We start from the raw sequence: 15,484 nt of genomic DNA on the forward strand, positions 1-15,484 counted from the left end.
TGACAATAGCAGTGCGGAATCATTAATAGTTCCGGAACGTCTCCTGATGCGTCAATTCATTATCTTCTTTATCCAGCACCTTGATTTCCGCCACCCAGCGTCCCGGGAACGGGATATATGGCCCTTCGGCCTGATAGGTCGCTCTTACAAATCCGGTGAACGCTCCGATCTCGTCGTCATCTACCGGCTTGATCGGCACCTCGATCGGGCCCATATTCTTCCGGTCCTCCGAGCTGAGCAGCAGTCTCACCGATTTGGGCACCCCTGTTTCTTCAGGAAGCCATACCTTTACCATAAACTCATTATCACCCGGCACATTAGGCGTAATCCGCAGCGTAAGATGCATCTTCTCGCCCATCAAATGCTTGGATACCGGTTCATTGGCCGGGAGCGGGCTTATATAGGTAAAGATTCCGACAATGACGATGATCAAAGCCATGAGCGCCGCATCAATCCGCAGGAAAATATTAGCCGGCAGATCACCGCGGCGCACGCGTCGTCTGAGCAATGCTCCCACGACGATAACGAGCAGCACCAGTACCGTCTTTGCAATTAGCAGCGTTCCCCAAGAGGTATAAAACAGATAAGAAAAGTTTGGAATGAACAGTACCGCTGATAATACCCCGGTAAACGTCAGCAGCACAATCGATGTCCATGCCGCATTCGTAAACTTCGAAGCAAACCTTCCGGCATCTTTCCGTTCCTCGAACCACAGCACCAGCAGGAAAGCCAATCCTCCTGCCCATACTGCAGAGGCGATAAGATGGACGATGCCCAGCGATAAGGAATACCATTTGGGAGCATATGCCGCCGCATGTCCGCTAAAGCCCTCCAATACGAGCAGAGCAGCCGCCCAAACAACCCGCAGCGCTGCGTTTGCCCTTAACATAACAAAGCCGAGGAGCGCCAGCACAATTAAAAGTCCCCATGTCATGCCGATCTCCGTTTGCGTAAACAGCCTTGCCCAGTCCGATGACGGTTGTCCCGCCATTAATTCGCGCGAATGGGTGAATACGTAGAGCAGCGATGAAATTAACAAGGCTCTTACCGTCCACAGCCCCCATTTGCGGAACATCGCAAGCTGAACCTCATTTTTATGTTTTAATAGTGCGTACCAAAGCATTAATCCGGTTGACAGCAATAAAGCCGCATAATAGATTCCTCTAACCGCATATATAACAAACTGCTCTGTGGTCATTTGGGTGGCGACCTCATGACCGCTGTGTCCAAGCTGATCATGCGGATTAAAAGAAGAGGCGTCCTTTGCTGCGGGCGGATTGCCCACTACAAATATATAGGAACCTGAGACGGGATGCCCGTCCTCCGATACGACACTGTAAGCGACCGTGTATACCCCTTCACCGAGCTTCGGCAAATCAATCGATAATGTCTGGCGGTCTTCCGATACCGAATGCTGCGATTCCGTCACCAGACGGGACATGGAATCCAATACCTGAAGCGCTCCGACGTCCGGCTCGACCGCTTCATTGAATTGAATCTCTGCCTTGGAGGGGCCGGTGTCCAAGCGGCTGTTCGGCTCCGGCACGAACCGCACCGCTGACGCATGCGCATTCGCCGTCTGAGGCGTGACGCTCCAAATAGAGATGAATGTCAAGAATAGCATTGCGATTGCAAGCCACCTTGTGATTCTTTTGTTTTGAAAATTTCCAGTTGACAACAACGGATTCACGTCCTTTCATCAAACAGTGTACTAAATAGCCTTACGGAATACCAACGGACAAATATTGAATTTTTCAAGCGGGGTATGGGCTTGCAAATTTTTCTGTCTTTTTCCGCAAATAATGTCGAATCCTTTTTCTTGACAGCCACTATATCTTGGTGTAACCTTATTTTCTGTTATCAATATGTTGTGTATATGTAGGATATCAATTGTCTATCTGTTGTTTATCTAGCGGTTCAATGACGCCTTTCGACAAGGAGTGACTTATACGTGGATATTATTAAACGCAATGGTCAAAAAGAAGAGCTGATCTTCTCGAAGTTAAAGAAAGTAATCGATTTTGCTTGTGACGGATTTGAAGGATGCGATCCGCTTGAGCTGGAAACTGCTCTCCTTCCTTACTTCCGTAATAATATAACGACTAAAGAGGTTCAACGTACGCTTATTCAAGTTGCCGTTGAGAAAACGAGCATTGAAGAGCCAAATTGGCAATATGTCGCAGCAAAGCTGCTTGTATATGATCTGTACAAAGAATCGCAAATCAACCGCAAATACGGGTATTTCGGTTATGGCGATTTCTACTCCCTCATTACTTACTTAACGGACAAAGGCTTCTACGGCAAATACATACTCGAGCATTATACACGTGATGAAATAACGGAGCTCGGTAATTATATGAAGCCGGAACGCGATTATCTGTTTAACTATATCGGACTGAAAACATTGGCGGACCGTTACCTCATCAAAGGCTTTAGCGGAGAAGTGTTAGAGCTGCCGCAGGAGCTGTTCATGGGCGTTGCGATGCATCTGGCGATGAAAGAACAGGACAAGCTCGCTTGGGCACGCAAATTCTATGATGTGCTGAGCCGCCTGCAAATGACAGTTGCTACGCCTACTCTGGCCAATGCGCGCAAGCCGTTCCACCAGCTGTCCAGCTGCTTTATCGATACGGTGCCGGATAATCTGTGGGGCATTTACAATGTTGACTCCAGCTTTGCCCAAGTATCCAAATTCGGCGGCGGCATGGGCATTTATATCGGGAAGGTACGCAGCCGCGGCTCCAATATCCGCGGATACAAAGGCGTGGCCGGCGGCGTTGTGCCGTGGATCAAGAACTACAATAACACTGCGATTGCAGTTGATCAGCTCGGCGTTCGTTCCGGTGCCGTTGCCATCTATCTCGACGTTTGGCATAAAGATATTTTTGATTTCCTGAACTTGAAAACCAACAACGGCGACGACCGGATGAAAGCCCATGATATTTTCCCAGGCATATGTATTCCGGATTTGTTCATGCGCAAAGTGCAGACGCGCGAATCCTGGTACCTGTTCGATCCGCATGAAGTTCGCTCCATGATGGGCTGGGCGCTTGAAGATTTCTGGGGCGAAGAATGGGAACGCCGTTATGAAGAGCTCGTAGAGAATCCGAACATCTCCAAGGATGAAGTATCGGCGATCGATATCATGAAGAAGATTTTGGCCAGCTCATTTGAAACCGGCACACCATTCATATTCTACCGTGATACGGTAAACCGTGCGAATCCGAATAAACATAAAGGGATCATCTACTGCTCCAATCTGTGTACCGAGATCTGCCAGAACATGAGCCCGACTGAGTACATCTCAACAACGCATGAAGACGGCATTATCACTACACAGGTCAAAAGCGGCGACTATGTTGTATGTAACCTTTCATCGCTTAATCTGGGCCGTACCCGCTCGAAGGAAGAAATCGCTGAGGTTGTTGCATGCCAGATGCGGATGATGGACAACGTAATCGATCTTAATCACTACCCGATCCCACAAGCGGAAATTACGAACAAGAAATACCGCGCCGTCGGACTTGGAACAAGCGGATACCATCAATGGCTCGCTCTGAACCAAGTCAACTGGGAAAGTGAAGAGCATCTGGATCGTGCGGACGAGCTGTACGAGTGGATCAACTACTGCGCGATCAAAGCTTCCATGGAAATTGCGAGAGAAAAAGGCACGTACAACGCGTATGAAGGCAGCGAATGGCAGACCGGTGAATACTTCGATCGCCGGGATTATAACAGCCCTGAGTGGCTGGAGCTGAAAAAACAGGTTGCCGAGCACGGTGTCCGCAATGCATGGATGTTTGCAATTGCACCGACTGCCTCGACATCGCTGATAGCCGGTTCAACAGCTGGTATCGACCCGATCTTCAACAAATTCTTTATTGAAGAGAAGAAGAACGCCGTCATTCCGCAAACCGCTCCTAACCTTAGCGAAGAGACGTTCTGGTATTACAAAGAAGCGCATCATATCGACCAGCATTGGAGCATCAAAGCTGCCGGCCGCCGTCAGCGCCATATCGACCAAGCGCAATCATTTAACTTATACATTACGCCTGAATATACAGCAAAAGAATTTTTGGAACTATACATGGCTGCATGGGAGAACGGCTTGAAAACCGTCTACTACTGCCGCAACAAGAGTCTTGAGGTCGAAGATTGTGTCAGCTGCAGCTCGTAACAACACCAGATTACATGACCAGATAAGGCCCTCAGGGGCCTTATCTTCTGCTTAAGCACATCTGGATTATGCGTAAAGGCCTCTTTCATGTGCAGAAACCTATTCGGCAATGATATAATAAGGAAAGTTATAAGGAGGAATCGTGAATTATGGAACTGCAGCGTAAGAAATTGTTTAATGAGGAAGGCGATCGCGACTGGGGCAAACGCCGGATGATCGGCGGCAACACCACGAACCTGATCGAGCTTAATAACGTGAAGTACGACTGGGCAACGAAGATGTACCGGACGATGATGAACAACTTCTGGATTCCGGAAGAAATTCCGCTTGCACAGGATGCCAAAGACTACAAAAACCTGTCGCTCTCCGAGCGTAACAGCTATGATAAAATCATTAGCTTCCTGATCTTCTTGGATTCGCTTCAAACGGCAAACCTGCCGAACGTGAACGAATTTGTTACGGCGCCGGAAGTCAATCTGTGCCTGACCGTGCATACATTCCAGGAAGCGGTACACAGCCAAAGCTATTCCTATATTTTGGACAGTGTCTGCTCGGCTGACGTGCGCGACCAGATCTACAACCTGTGGCGCGAGGATAAAAACCTGTTGAAACGCAATCGTTTCATCACCGACCTGTACGAGAATTTTATCGCGGAACCGTCCGCCCAAAATCTTGTGAAAACGATCATGGCCAACTATATTCTCGAAGGCATCTATTTCTACAGCGGATTCAGCTTCTTCTATGCGCTTGGCCGCCAAGGCAAAATGCTGGGGACCGTCTCCGAGATCAAATATATCCAGCGCGATGAGCTGACGCATCTGGCCCTCTTCCAAGGGATCTTCCGGGAAGTGCGCAAGGAAAATCCTGAGCTGTTCACCCCGGTTCTGGTCGAAGAACTGCGCCAAATGATGCGCACTGCGGTCGAGCATGAAATTGAGTGGGGACAATATATCACCAACAACCAAATTGCCGGCTTGACGAACGACATCATCGACCAATACATCAAGTTCCTGTCCAACGAACGGTTAAGAAAGCTCGGCCTGGATATCCTTTATCCGGAAATTACGGAGCACCCGATGAAATGGGTCGAGAGCTTCAGCAACATGAACGGCATGAAAACCGACTTCTTCGAGCAAAAAGTAACGAACTACAGCAAATCATCCAACCTGAACTGGGGCGACCTGTAAGCCGCTTGGTTTTCATGTGACATACAAAATGGCGCGTAAATTGACATCCAATTTATACGCCATTTTTGTTATTTAAACAAGGTTTTTGGAGCTGTGTTGTGCTGCTGGATAATATAAACAGATCGAAATTAGTTGAATTTTTATTCGTTATAATGTATATTAATAAAAAGAAAAACGGCTGCAGGCAATTAAGGAACACGGCTGTGATTGTGTAATTGCATAAGCCGCCAAGCAGAAGCAACGGCAGCAGTCTATTGCGAAATATGCAGGTGAAACTTCATTTAAAAAGCCTGGGCAAGTCAAGGTGCGTAACCTTGAGGCCCAGGCTTTTTATTTTGCCGCGAAATAATCCGGCCAATAATTACCGCGTACCACGGGATAGCCGCGATTATCCCGCCAAACATATACCCATCCTTGCATCTTGGGATGATTAGAATCGCGTACCCAAACCCGCTCATAATCATTCTCTTCCTCTATTCCGGCGAAGCCTTCGAGCTCGTCCATCTTTTGCAGCCCGATTCGTGTCACTTCAATCCAGCAGCCCCGCACCGTCCCTGCCGACCGTAAGTCCCCCGTACGGAACAGACCGGGATAAGGACCAAAATCGACAAGCGTGCCAGCTATGGTGCCCGGAACAATCGACTGAAGATGCGGAGCAACCACATGATGGTTCGACAAACCCGGCAGCAGCGATCCGTATATAAATACACGTATGTATGGCGGCTCATCCAACATGCCCTCTGACCTCTCCTTTTCCATTCTTAGATCCAGCCGCAATTTAGCCACTAGCGTATCTGTCCTGATAAAACGTTTCAATTCATCTCTAACCTAGTTTGCCGTAATCCGCCACGGTTGTCCAGCATTGGCGCAATGCCCCTTACATTCGATCCACACGACAAAAAATGCTTGCACCGCGTATCCTGCAAGCAGGTCCGCTTATGGTGCAAGCATGTGGCAGCAAGCCTATCTATGCTCGGTATAACGAACAATCAGGTCAACAAGCAGATCATTCAACAGATGAACCTCATACTCCCCGACATCCGGTTCCAGATGAGCGTTGCCTATGCCGCTGTGATCGGTCAAAAACACATATGTTCCACCCGTGGCGGCAGCCAGAAACCGCATAAGATATTCCGTATGTTTATCTACTCCGCTTGATGCCACCGGTATAATGCGCACGCCCATTCGGGCCGCTTCAATCGTCAGATCCCGCATCTTGCCCATTGTGCGTTTGTCATCATGCGGCGGAGCGTCCATCACCAGAAGCAACAGCCGGGCACGGGCCTCGCGGCTCCATTCATGCTCATATAACGCATTGGCCAACGCTTCATCGACCGCTTCCGGATAATCTCCCCCACCCTCTGCTTCCTGTGCGGCAATTTGGCGGACCGCTTCATCGACATCCTTCGTAAACGGAAACGGCTTAACGACGTAATCGTCATATAGATCTCTGTAAAAGTTTGCCGATAATCGCAGCGATAGCTCCTGTTCGGTTTGCTCATTCACCCGGTTGATCACATCTTTTAATTCCGCGGCCAAATATTGCAGTTCATCGGCCATTGAACCGGTAGTATCGATAACTAACATCACATCCGCCGACTCGGGCATCGCCACGTTCTGCTGCACATCGATCTGCAGTATCTCTTTACGCGGGATGCTTACATTCTCATACCGCTTTACAATATCCTGACCGATGTAAAGCTCGACAGAAAATTCATCGTCTCCGCCGCTCTGATTATGATCGTCGAACAGCCAGGCGTATGCAAAAGCTCTGCCATGATTGTCCGTCCGGGCCTCCCATACCGCATGGTCCGTCTGATCCTTTAGGACCAGCCGCGCGTCGACAACGGGCCGCTGCCCGGAGGTTACCTCCACCGCCAAGCGGTTAAAGCGGAAATATCCCCAATGCCGTTGATACTCATCCCCCTTCCGGCTGTTAAGCAGATTGCCCCACCGGCTCCAGTCGAGCGTGTCATTCCATTCTCCTGCTGTCAATTGTCCTGCCTGCGGCTCTGGACCACCCTGACCTCCGGCACCGCCGCCGCGGCTTTCTTCGCCGTCTCCGCTCCCAGGCGGCGGACTTGGTTCAAGTGTTGCACTCTCATTGGACTCGGTCGCACCATTACCTGCTGATGGCGATGCAGTTGAGTTTCCGCTATTGGAACTCCCCGCATGATCTTCCGCTTTTGAGCAGCCCGCGATCAAAAACACAACAGCGAACAACAGCAGCACTCCTCTTAATAGCCCCGCTTTCATTGTTTAGCCCCCCACATGTTTTTTATCTTTTCTGACGATTCCAAAATGCCAATTGTTGCAAAAATTTCTAATCGACATTAAAATCGAAGCAGGCCTAGATAACACATCACTTTTTAGAAAGAAATACAGGAGGACTGGCATATTGGAACAATTTGAGCTCGCTGAGCTGATCATTACACTGCATGAAGAGAATACTCGATTGAATTTTACCTCCGCTCAACTGGTTATTGTCGCGGAATTGGGTTCCATCCTTTGGTATATCGATATCAACGGCATCTCGCAAAACGACGTGCTGATCGCATTTAGCAAGAGCGAGGATATTCGTATCAAATTAAACGCTGTGACGGCAGGCGGGCGGAGTTTTGAGGGCGTAGGCTACTTTCACCCCAATGTCCAGCATCATGCGGCGGCTATTCGAGGGGACGGAAAGCTTGAAGGGTACGAAGCCCATTGACGAGATGAGGCTGTCTTAAGCATGATTATCTCGGATGCCGGCTATGGTAGTGAAGAGAACGATGCCTACATGGAGACTGAAAACGTAACGGCGATCGTCAAATATAACACGTACCACAAGGAACACACATGCGCTTGGAAGACAGATATTAGAAAGATTGACGTATGTACGAACCGGAAAGCGTATTCGGCCAAATCAACGAGGAACTGAAGAACGGCCGTAAAGAAGCCTCTCCTTTGTTCATGTTTGGTCGTACTTACATGTTAACAAGGAAAGGCTTCTTTTTATTTGTTTTTATGAAAGAAACGGTTACGCCTAAACGAAGCAGATCGAATGATTCTGGAGAAGCGTCAGCGGTCGCCTTTGTTCCCGAATTCCCACCTCGGCCTATTCATGCAAGGGAATCCGGGAACAACAGCGATCGGAAGAACATTCGACTGCGCAGTGATTGCGGTAAATTAAAAGGGCTACAGAACTCTTCTGGCCTTAATATATTTATCTTTCCAGTACCCGGTGTTCAAGCTGTTAATGGCTACATTATTGGATGGCGAGTTATGGATGAACTGGCCGTTTCCGATATAAATGCCGACATGATTTACGATGTTTTTCTTGCTTGTCCAAAAGAAGATCAGATCGCCTTTTTTAAGATTGCTTTTGCTTACGGCACTGCCTTGATATTGCTGCTGTTTGGTACCCCACTTCATGTCAACTCCGTTTTTCTCAAATACATATTCCGTAAAGGATGAGCAATCAAAAATCAGCCGCGCTGGATTTCTTACGCCAAATTGGTAATCTACCCGTCCTATTAATGCTCTGGCATCTGCGATGACCCGATCAGCTTTGCCGCTTACGGCACCGCTGCTTACACTTCCCGTGTTGCTTGTGCTGCGGGATGGTGAAGAATTGTAATTCGTGTACTTGGGATCCGTAGAAATATAACCGATCGTACCGTCCTGCACTTTAATCTTATACCAGTAGCTGTTCACTTTTCCGATGACATGAATTTTTTCACCTTTTGGAATCTTCCGGAATATATAAGCACTTGAGCTTGGATCCGAACGAAAATTAACTCCCCATTTTACTTGGGTCTCATAACTGGATGCGGCGGCGGCATGATTCGGTGCGATGAGCGGGGCAGCTGCCGGAGCTGCTACGAACAAGGATAACGCTAGTAAAATTTCTTTCTTCAACTCGAATTCCTCCTGCTTGATTAGTAGTCTATAATCATCCTACCGATAAGCAGCAGGGACTTTCACCCTACAAAAATTGGCAGCATCAATGGCAATTTCAAAAAATGAGAAAATTTAACCGCCCCTGTTCGAAAAAACCCTTGCATTTAGAGGGCTTTTGAACAACTTGTCCCGTTTTAATGAGAAAACCGATCATTTCATTAAAAAAAATTAACATTGATGTAAAGTGCCAATCGTAATCCGCTTGCTCCTGCTGATATAAAAAACTGAGGTAGACTTCATTTTCAAGAAAAACAATCCCCAAACCCACTTCACAAAAGTGGATTTGGGGATTCCTGTCCTTCTTCCTTATTACACCTGTAAGTTCATGGCGTTAGCGGCTCTTGCCGCACAATAACGGATTAATGAGGACATTTCCAGCCACTGCAGCTGCTCCAGCACGCCTCTGCTTGCTTCGGACAACCGTCCGCCTTCAGAAGCGGCCACAACATCGACAAACCGGTACGGATCCCATTTTTCTCCTTTAACAATAGACCGTATGGTCTCTTGTTCACTGTCTGTCAGCAGCTCCAGCTCATCTGCCTCCGATAACCATTTAGCCGCCTCGGCTCCAAGCTCCATTATCGCGGGATGGTTTCCTACCTGGTGGAACCAATACTTCGCATTGCTGTAATCCTTCTCCATACGGTGCATGATCCCATGCCAATAGCTTCCAGTTGCATCGCTCAATTCCTGCGAAATCGTATGGGAACGGTCCAGACTGTCGTTCCACAAATGAAGTCCGGATAAAAGCGCTAAAACCGCGTTACGCTCGGCTTTCGCAGCCAGTTCGGCTATATGATCGTCCAGAGCCCGATCCCATGCTTCTAGCGGAGATAACCGCTGCAGTGGACTGCGATGTGTCAATTGATCAATGATCGTTTGGATTTCGGGTTGTGTCATGTAAATTCCCCCCCTTGCCATTTGCTTCCTATTATACCAAGACAGGCAAGAAAGGTTCAACCTTTAACGTATAATGACTGCGTGTACCTTACCCGGACCATGAATGCCGATCGTCAAATCATTCTCAATATCGGCACTCCGGCTCGGGCCGGTGATCAAGTTCAGCGAGGAAGCCATCTGCTGCACATTCGGATAACGCTCCTTGAACAAAGCAAATGCTTCACCCATCCGGGTTACGATCTGATCGGCGCGGAATACGGCAACAAGCGTATCGGTCAGCAAGCTTACCGAACGGCCTTTGCCGCCTTCACTGAACAGCGCTAATGTGCTTGTATTAGCGACCGCGCAATCCGGCCAGACCAGGCCAAGCCGGCACGTTTCGGCAGCCTGCAGCAATTTGCTGCGCTTCGCCCAATTGCCTTCGCTGCCGGTCGGAGGCTCCGCAAGCCTCAAATGATCAGCGCCATCCTCCCGCCATGGAACAACCTCAATACCCGCTTCAATTAACGGTCCGTCGAGCGAGAGCTCCCGCAGCCGATCATGCTCCCAGCGCGAAATACGCGTAATGCCAAGCTCGGCGCATACTTCTTTTAAATAGGCTGCGATGGCCTGAGGCGCTTCCGCTTCTTCCACGATCAGCGTCCTGCCGCTTAATGCCGTCCAGTTGCGGATAAATTCCTCTATAAGCTCATTCGTGGAAAGCTCCCGGTCGCGGTAAAAATCAGGAACTCCGATGAACGGCCGTTCCGGCGCCTTTTGAAGCGGCTCACGTCTTCCCAGCCGACTTGCTATATTTTGCATAAATGCTTCTTTGCCTGTCATCGATCCTGCAGACCTGCTCATCGCTGTTCCTCCCTTGCCGCTTTCTTGGCCGCCAACTCAGCTTGCAGCGCCGCCCATTTGTCGCGGAACGATTGCTTCGGCATCATCGGCATAAATCTTGATTGCGTCCATCCTGATAAAGGCGCCGGTCCCGCCTTGATCATCCCGCCGCGTACGAGCGGCTTTTGCAGATAGTATCCCGACTTGGTAGCCAGCTTGTATAATGTGACGCTGCCGAACACCGTTTGGAACGTCTTGAACGCCGCACGTTCCGGCAGCGAGGTTAGCTTCATTTTCACTTTGCGGTGCCGCAGATGAACGAGCATATCATGCAGCGGGATTTTGACCGGACAAGCTTCGTAACATGCTCCGCACAAACTGGATGCGTAGGATAACGTCCCCGCTTCCTTCATATCCTGCTGCAGCAGCGGCGTCAACACCGCACCGATCGGGCCGCTGTATACCGAGCCATAAGTATGGCCGCCGACATGGCGGTATACCGGACATACATTAAGGCAGGCTGCGCAGCGGATGCAGTTCAATACCTCTTGGAAGATCGGATCGCCAAGCTGAGCGGAACGGCCGTTATCCAAAATAATGACGTGAAGCTCTTCCGGTCCGTCGAGATCCTCAGGGTGCCTTGCACCGGTCAGAATGGATGTATAAGTCGTCAGCTTCTGGCCTGTCGCGCTGCGCGCCAATAGGTTCAATACAACTTCCAAATCTTCAAAGGTCGGGACCAGACGCTCCATGCCCATAACAACAACATGCACCTTTGGCAGCGTGGAGACCATCCGCCCATTGCCTTCATTCGATACGAGCGTGATCGATCCGGATTCCGCAACGCCGAAATTGCAGCCCGTCAGCCCAATATCCGCCTCCAGAAAATAGTTGCGCAGCTTCTTGCGCGCATACTCCGCAAGCACCTTCGTCTCCGGCTCAAAGTGCTGTCCGGATGCATCGGTGAACAAGTCGGCAATCTGCTGCTTGTTTTTGTGAATAGCAGGGATAATGAGATGAGAAGGCGTCTCGCGCGCCAGCTGCAGGATGTATTCTCCCAGATCCGTTTCAATCGCTTCGATGCCCCGGTCCTCGAGATGATGGTTCAGATGAATCTCCTCAGACACCATCGATTTTCCTTTTGCCACTAGTTTGGCCTTATGCCGATCTGCAATGCCCATGAACGTTTTGACCGCATCATCCGCACCGCTGCAGAAGTAAACATGGCCTCCGTTGCCGGCGACGTTGTCGGCAAATTGGGATAAGTAATAGTCCAAATGGGAATTCGTATGCTCGCGGATGGCACGTCCGCGGTCGCGCCAAGCTTCCCAGTCACCGAAGGCATCCATTGCCTGAAGCCGGCCGTTTTTTAATTTATCCGTTGTAAACGCTACCGCTTTACGCAGAAATTCATCCTGCAGCGCTTGCTTCGTCCGCTGCTTCAAGCCTGAGCCGATCCGCTCATCCATATTTGTATCCTGTCCATGTCCAGCCTGTACACTCATCGTGATGTTCTCCCTTCCTCAAGCAGCTGCGCCAAATGCATCACACGCACCGGCTGTCCCTCTTTATTCAGGCGGCCGCCGATATTCATCAGACAGCCCATATCCGTACCGACCAGCACTTCCGCTCCGGTACTGCATACATTAACCGCTTTCTCACAGACCATCGCCTCGGACATATCGGCCATTTTAACCGAAAATGTGCCGCCAAAGCCGCAGCAGTCCTCCTTCTTGGGGAGCTCCACAAAGTCTATCGAATCGACACAGGAGAGCAGTTTCATCGGCTCTTCCTTCACGCCAAGCAGCCGCATCGCATGGCAGGAAGGATGGTAGGTCACCTTGTGCGGGAAACTGGCGCCCAGATCGGTCACACCGAGCACTTGGACCAGAAACTGCGAGAACTCGTACATTTTTCCCACCAGCGCTTCGGCCTTCGCTTTCCATTCCGGTTCATTCTCAAACAAATAAGGGTAGTAGTGATGAACCATGCCCGTGCAGGAGCCTGAAGGCGATACGACATAATCGCTGTGCTCGAACGCGCGGATCAGATTGCGAGCCACTTCGCGCGCTTCATCCTGATAACCGCTGTTAAACGCCGGCTGGCCGCAGCAGGTTTGCGCCTCAGGAAAGTCTACATCGCAGCCGTAATCGCTCAAAATCCGCACGACGCTCTCCCCAACCTCCGAGTAAAGCAAATCAGACAGACATGTGATGAATAAGGAAACCCGCATTGAATTACACCTCTGTTTCAAATATTCTTATGTTATCAGGTTATCAGACATCTAATAAAAAAGAAAGAGGGAACTTGATCTCCTTGCGATTTTTCTCACTTTCGATCAAGATATTCCCTCAGCATCTTTTCCACATGCTCCAGATGCGCGCGCATCGACTGCTGCGCTTCCTCCGGATTTTGTGCGGCTACCGCTTCGTATATCCGCTGATGCTCCTCCCACAGCTGAAGCGATACTTGCTTGCTGCTGTACATCTGGATGCGCCTTGTCTCGCGAATCGCGATTTCCATCTGCGAGGCAATCGAATCGAGCAGCCTGACCATGATTGAATTATGCGTCGCTTCAGACAAAAGCTGATGAAACCGTATATCAGCGGCTTCTCCTTCCGCTTGGTCGCCGATATGCTCCTTCATCGAAGCCAACAGCACTTCAAACGCGGCCAGATCCTCATCCGTTCGCTTCTGTGCGGCAATGGCCGCGTTGGCAATCTCCAGCGCCTTGCGCGCTTCGAGCAGCTCTGATATCGCTTCTCTGCTCAGCAAGAGGGTTTCAAACTGCGGCAGCGGCAGCTCATCAGCAGTCACCTCGCGTACAAAGCAGCCGTCGCCATGACGGATTTCGATCAATCCCATTGCCTTCAACGCGCTTAACGCTTCGCGCATCGTGGAACGCCCAACTTGAAACTGCTCGGTCAACTCCTTGGTCGAAGGAAGCTTCTCACCGGTTTTCCAACCGCCGCTCATTATATGCTCTTTCATTTGATCGGCGATTTGTTCATAGATTTTTCGCGAAGTTATTTTTTCAAATGCCATTGGTTGGACAGCCCTTTCCCGCTAATAACCGCACTTAGAAACGGCTCCGACATCCCGGTACAGGACATTGGAGCCGCTTCGCTTCATTATTTAGTTGCCGTGCAGTAACTCCGGCGTTGTCAGCTTGTCGTAGAATTCTAACGATTTGTCCTTATCGGCTGTGTTGCGAAGCGCCATCGCCGAGCGAGGATGCTCGTCCAGCATGCCTGTAATCATATAAGGCATGATATAACCCCATTCTTCTTTCTGACGAAGCGGAATCATATACTTATCGATCATGTCGAGCACTGGGCGCACATTGTATTTCGTATTTTTCAGATGCGCGACAAGCAGCTCGGTGTGGCAGTTGCCTGCCGCGCGGCCCATGCCGTAAACCGATGCGTCGAGCAGCTCGACACCTTTCTCAGCGGAGATCAGCGTATTCGCAAATGCAAGCTGCAGGTTGTTATGGGTGTGCACGCCGAGACGTTTGTTCGGCAAATGCTTTTTAAATTTGTCCACCAGCAGGCTGAAATCATTCGGATCCAAGCTGCCGTAAGAGTCAACGATATATACAACGTCAACTACGGATTCATTGATCAGTTCAAATGCCTCAAGCAACTGATGCTCCATTACGTTGGACAGCGCCATAATGTTCAGCGTCGTCTCGTAGCCGCGTTCGTGGAACAAGCTGACCAGTTGCAGCGCTTTGTCTACATCCTGAATGTAACAAGCGACGCGGATCAGATCGAGAAGACTTTCCTCACGCGGCAAAATGTCATTCTCATCCACGCGTCCGATATCAACAAGAGCTGAAAGTTTCGTATTCAGCTTTTGCGGGATTACGGTACGCAGGAATTCATCATCCAAAAACCGCCAAGGTCCTGCAGACTCCGCGCCTTTGAGCAGCTTCGGAGAGTTTTTGTAGCCGATTTCCATATAATCGACGCCAGCTTCATTTAAGCTGTTGTACAAGTGCTGTACGAATTCAACGCTGAAATCCCAGTTATTCACGAGACCGCCGTCCCGGATCGTACAGTCTACAATTTTACAATGATTCGCTTTCGCTTTTGCATTCATGACTTTTGTGCGCTCCTTTGACGTAAAATGACTATTCTCTACATCATACTTGAAAGCTGCCCTGAACGCAAAGCCCTTTTTTCTTGAAATTGGATTGAATTAAGCCTTGAAATTACCTGCCTATCTTGACCGGGATCGGAAGCAATTAAGCGGCGGTTAACCTGAGCGATTGAATGACACATCTTTATATTATCGTTGACATAAATTGATAGACGGGCTTACTATATATGACAATTGATTAGCATACGGAAGGGTATGCGCGATTAGAATTTTCACTCACTGAAATTGGTCTTTCTTGGGGAAGGACGAAGTCATGCGGAGTCATGCGAAGTCATGCCGCTTATAGTGAGCA

At 49.6% G+C, this 15,484-nt stretch carries 14 protein-coding genes; 4 read left to right on the plus strand and 10 right to left on the minus strand.

From position 1 onward, the window contains the following. Positions 1 to 22: 22 nt before the first annotated feature. Positions 23 to 1,624: a copper resistance CopC/CopD family protein gene (locus IEW11_RS08025; RefSeq protein WP_188530536.1), complete on the minus strand. Its 1,602-nt coding sequence runs from the start codon at positions 1,622 to 1,624 to the stop codon at positions 23 to 25. Positions 1,625 to 1,951: 327 nt separating this feature from the next. Here IEW11_RS08025 and IEW11_RS08030 point away from each other — a divergent pair, with 327 nt between their 5' ends. Both IEW11_RS08030 and IEW11_RS08035 read left to right on the plus strand, forming a co-directional pair. Further along, positions 1,952 to 4,177 (plus strand): ribonucleoside-diphosphate reductase subunit alpha, encoded by a 2,226-nt coding sequence (locus IEW11_RS08030; RefSeq protein WP_188530537.1) that lies wholly within the window; start codon positions 1,952 to 1,954, stop codon positions 4,175 to 4,177. A gap of 149 nt (positions 4,178 to 4,326) precedes the next feature. Next, positions 4,327 to 5,364, plus strand: coding sequence for a ribonucleotide-diphosphate reductase subunit beta (locus IEW11_RS08035; RefSeq protein ID WP_188530538.1), 1,038 nt, complete (start codon positions 4,327 to 4,329; stop codon positions 5,362 to 5,364). A gap of 330 nt (positions 5,365 to 5,694) precedes the next feature. On the opposite strand, the gene IEW11_RS08040 is transcribed toward IEW11_RS08035, so the two are convergent. Further along, complete coding sequence (locus IEW11_RS08040; protein WP_229725023.1) at positions 5,695 to 6,150, minus strand: gamma-glutamylcyclotransferase family protein; 456 nt, start codon at positions 6,148 to 6,150, stop codon at positions 5,695 to 5,697. Positions 6,151 to 6,327: 177 nt separating this feature from the next. Beyond that, the gene (locus tag IEW11_RS08045) at positions 6,328 to 7,620 is read right to left on the minus strand and encodes a vWA domain-containing protein (protein WP_188530539.1); all 1,293 of its coding nucleotides are present in this window, start codon (positions 7,618 to 7,620) and stop codon (positions 6,328 to 6,330) included. A gap of 142 nt (positions 7,621 to 7,762) precedes the next feature. Between IEW11_RS08045 and IEW11_RS08050 the strand changes: the two genes are divergently transcribed. Together IEW11_RS08050 and IEW11_RS08055 are read left to right on the plus strand one after the other, a co-directional pair. Continuing rightward, on the plus strand, positions 7,763 to 8,074 hold the full coding sequence (locus IEW11_RS08050; RefSeq protein WP_188530540.1) for a hypothetical protein: 312 nt from the start codon (positions 7,763 to 7,765) through the stop codon (positions 8,072 to 8,074). A 21-nt stretch (positions 8,075 to 8,095) separates the two neighbouring features. After that, positions 8,096 to 8,284 (plus strand): hypothetical protein, encoded by a 189-nt coding sequence (locus tag IEW11_RS08055; protein WP_188530651.1) that lies wholly within the window; start codon positions 8,096 to 8,098, stop codon positions 8,282 to 8,284. A 257-nt stretch (positions 8,285 to 8,541) separates the two neighbouring features. Here IEW11_RS08055 and IEW11_RS08060 read toward each other — a convergent pair whose 3' ends face one another. The 7 genes from IEW11_RS08060 to IEW11_RS08090 form a co-directional block, all read right to left on the minus strand. Then, complete coding sequence (locus IEW11_RS08060; RefSeq protein ID WP_188530541.1) at positions 8,542 to 9,264, minus strand: C40 family peptidase; 723 nt, start codon at positions 9,262 to 9,264, stop codon at positions 8,542 to 8,544. A 351-nt stretch (positions 9,265 to 9,615) separates the two neighbouring features. Beyond that, positions 9,616 to 10,206, minus strand: coding sequence for a hypothetical protein (locus tag IEW11_RS08065; RefSeq protein WP_188530542.1), 591 nt, complete (start codon positions 10,204 to 10,206; stop codon positions 9,616 to 9,618). 63 nt (positions 10,207 to 10,269) lie between these two features. Next, on the minus strand, positions 10,270 to 11,049 hold the full coding sequence (locus IEW11_RS08070; protein ID WP_188530543.1) for a LutC/YkgG family protein: 780 nt from the start codon (positions 11,047 to 11,049) through the stop codon (positions 10,270 to 10,272). Further along, positions 11,046 to 12,533: a LutB/LldF family L-lactate oxidation iron-sulfur protein gene (locus IEW11_RS08075; protein WP_188530544.1), complete on the minus strand. Its 1,488-nt coding sequence runs from the start codon at positions 12,531 to 12,533 to the stop codon at positions 11,046 to 11,048. The genes IEW11_RS08070 and IEW11_RS08075 overlap by 4 nt, the downstream gene beginning before the upstream one ends. Beyond that, positions 12,530 to 13,261 (minus strand): (Fe-S)-binding protein, encoded by a 732-nt coding sequence (locus IEW11_RS08080; protein WP_188530545.1) that lies wholly within the window; start codon positions 13,259 to 13,261, stop codon positions 12,530 to 12,532. Before IEW11_RS08080 ends, IEW11_RS08075 begins: the two co-directional genes overlap by 4 nt. 95 nt (positions 13,262 to 13,356) lie before the next feature. Then, positions 13,357 to 14,073 carry a FadR/GntR family transcriptional regulator gene (locus IEW11_RS08085; RefSeq protein ID WP_188530546.1) on the minus strand — a complete coding sequence of 239 codons (717 nt, stop codon included), beginning with the start codon at positions 14,071 to 14,073 and terminating at the stop codon, positions 13,357 to 13,359. A gap of 90 nt (positions 14,074 to 14,163) precedes the next feature. Then, positions 14,164 to 15,132 carry an aldolase catalytic domain-containing protein gene (locus tag IEW11_RS08090; protein WP_188530547.1) on the minus strand — a complete coding sequence of 323 codons (969 nt, stop codon included), beginning with the start codon at positions 15,130 to 15,132 and terminating at the stop codon, positions 14,164 to 14,166. Positions 15,133 to 15,484 lie beyond the last annotated feature (352 nt).

The sequence above is a fragment of the Paenibacillus abyssi genome, assembly GCF_014640295.1.
Lineage (GTDB): Bacteria > Bacillota > Bacilli > Paenibacillales > Paenibacillaceae > Paenibacillus_D > Paenibacillus_D abyssi.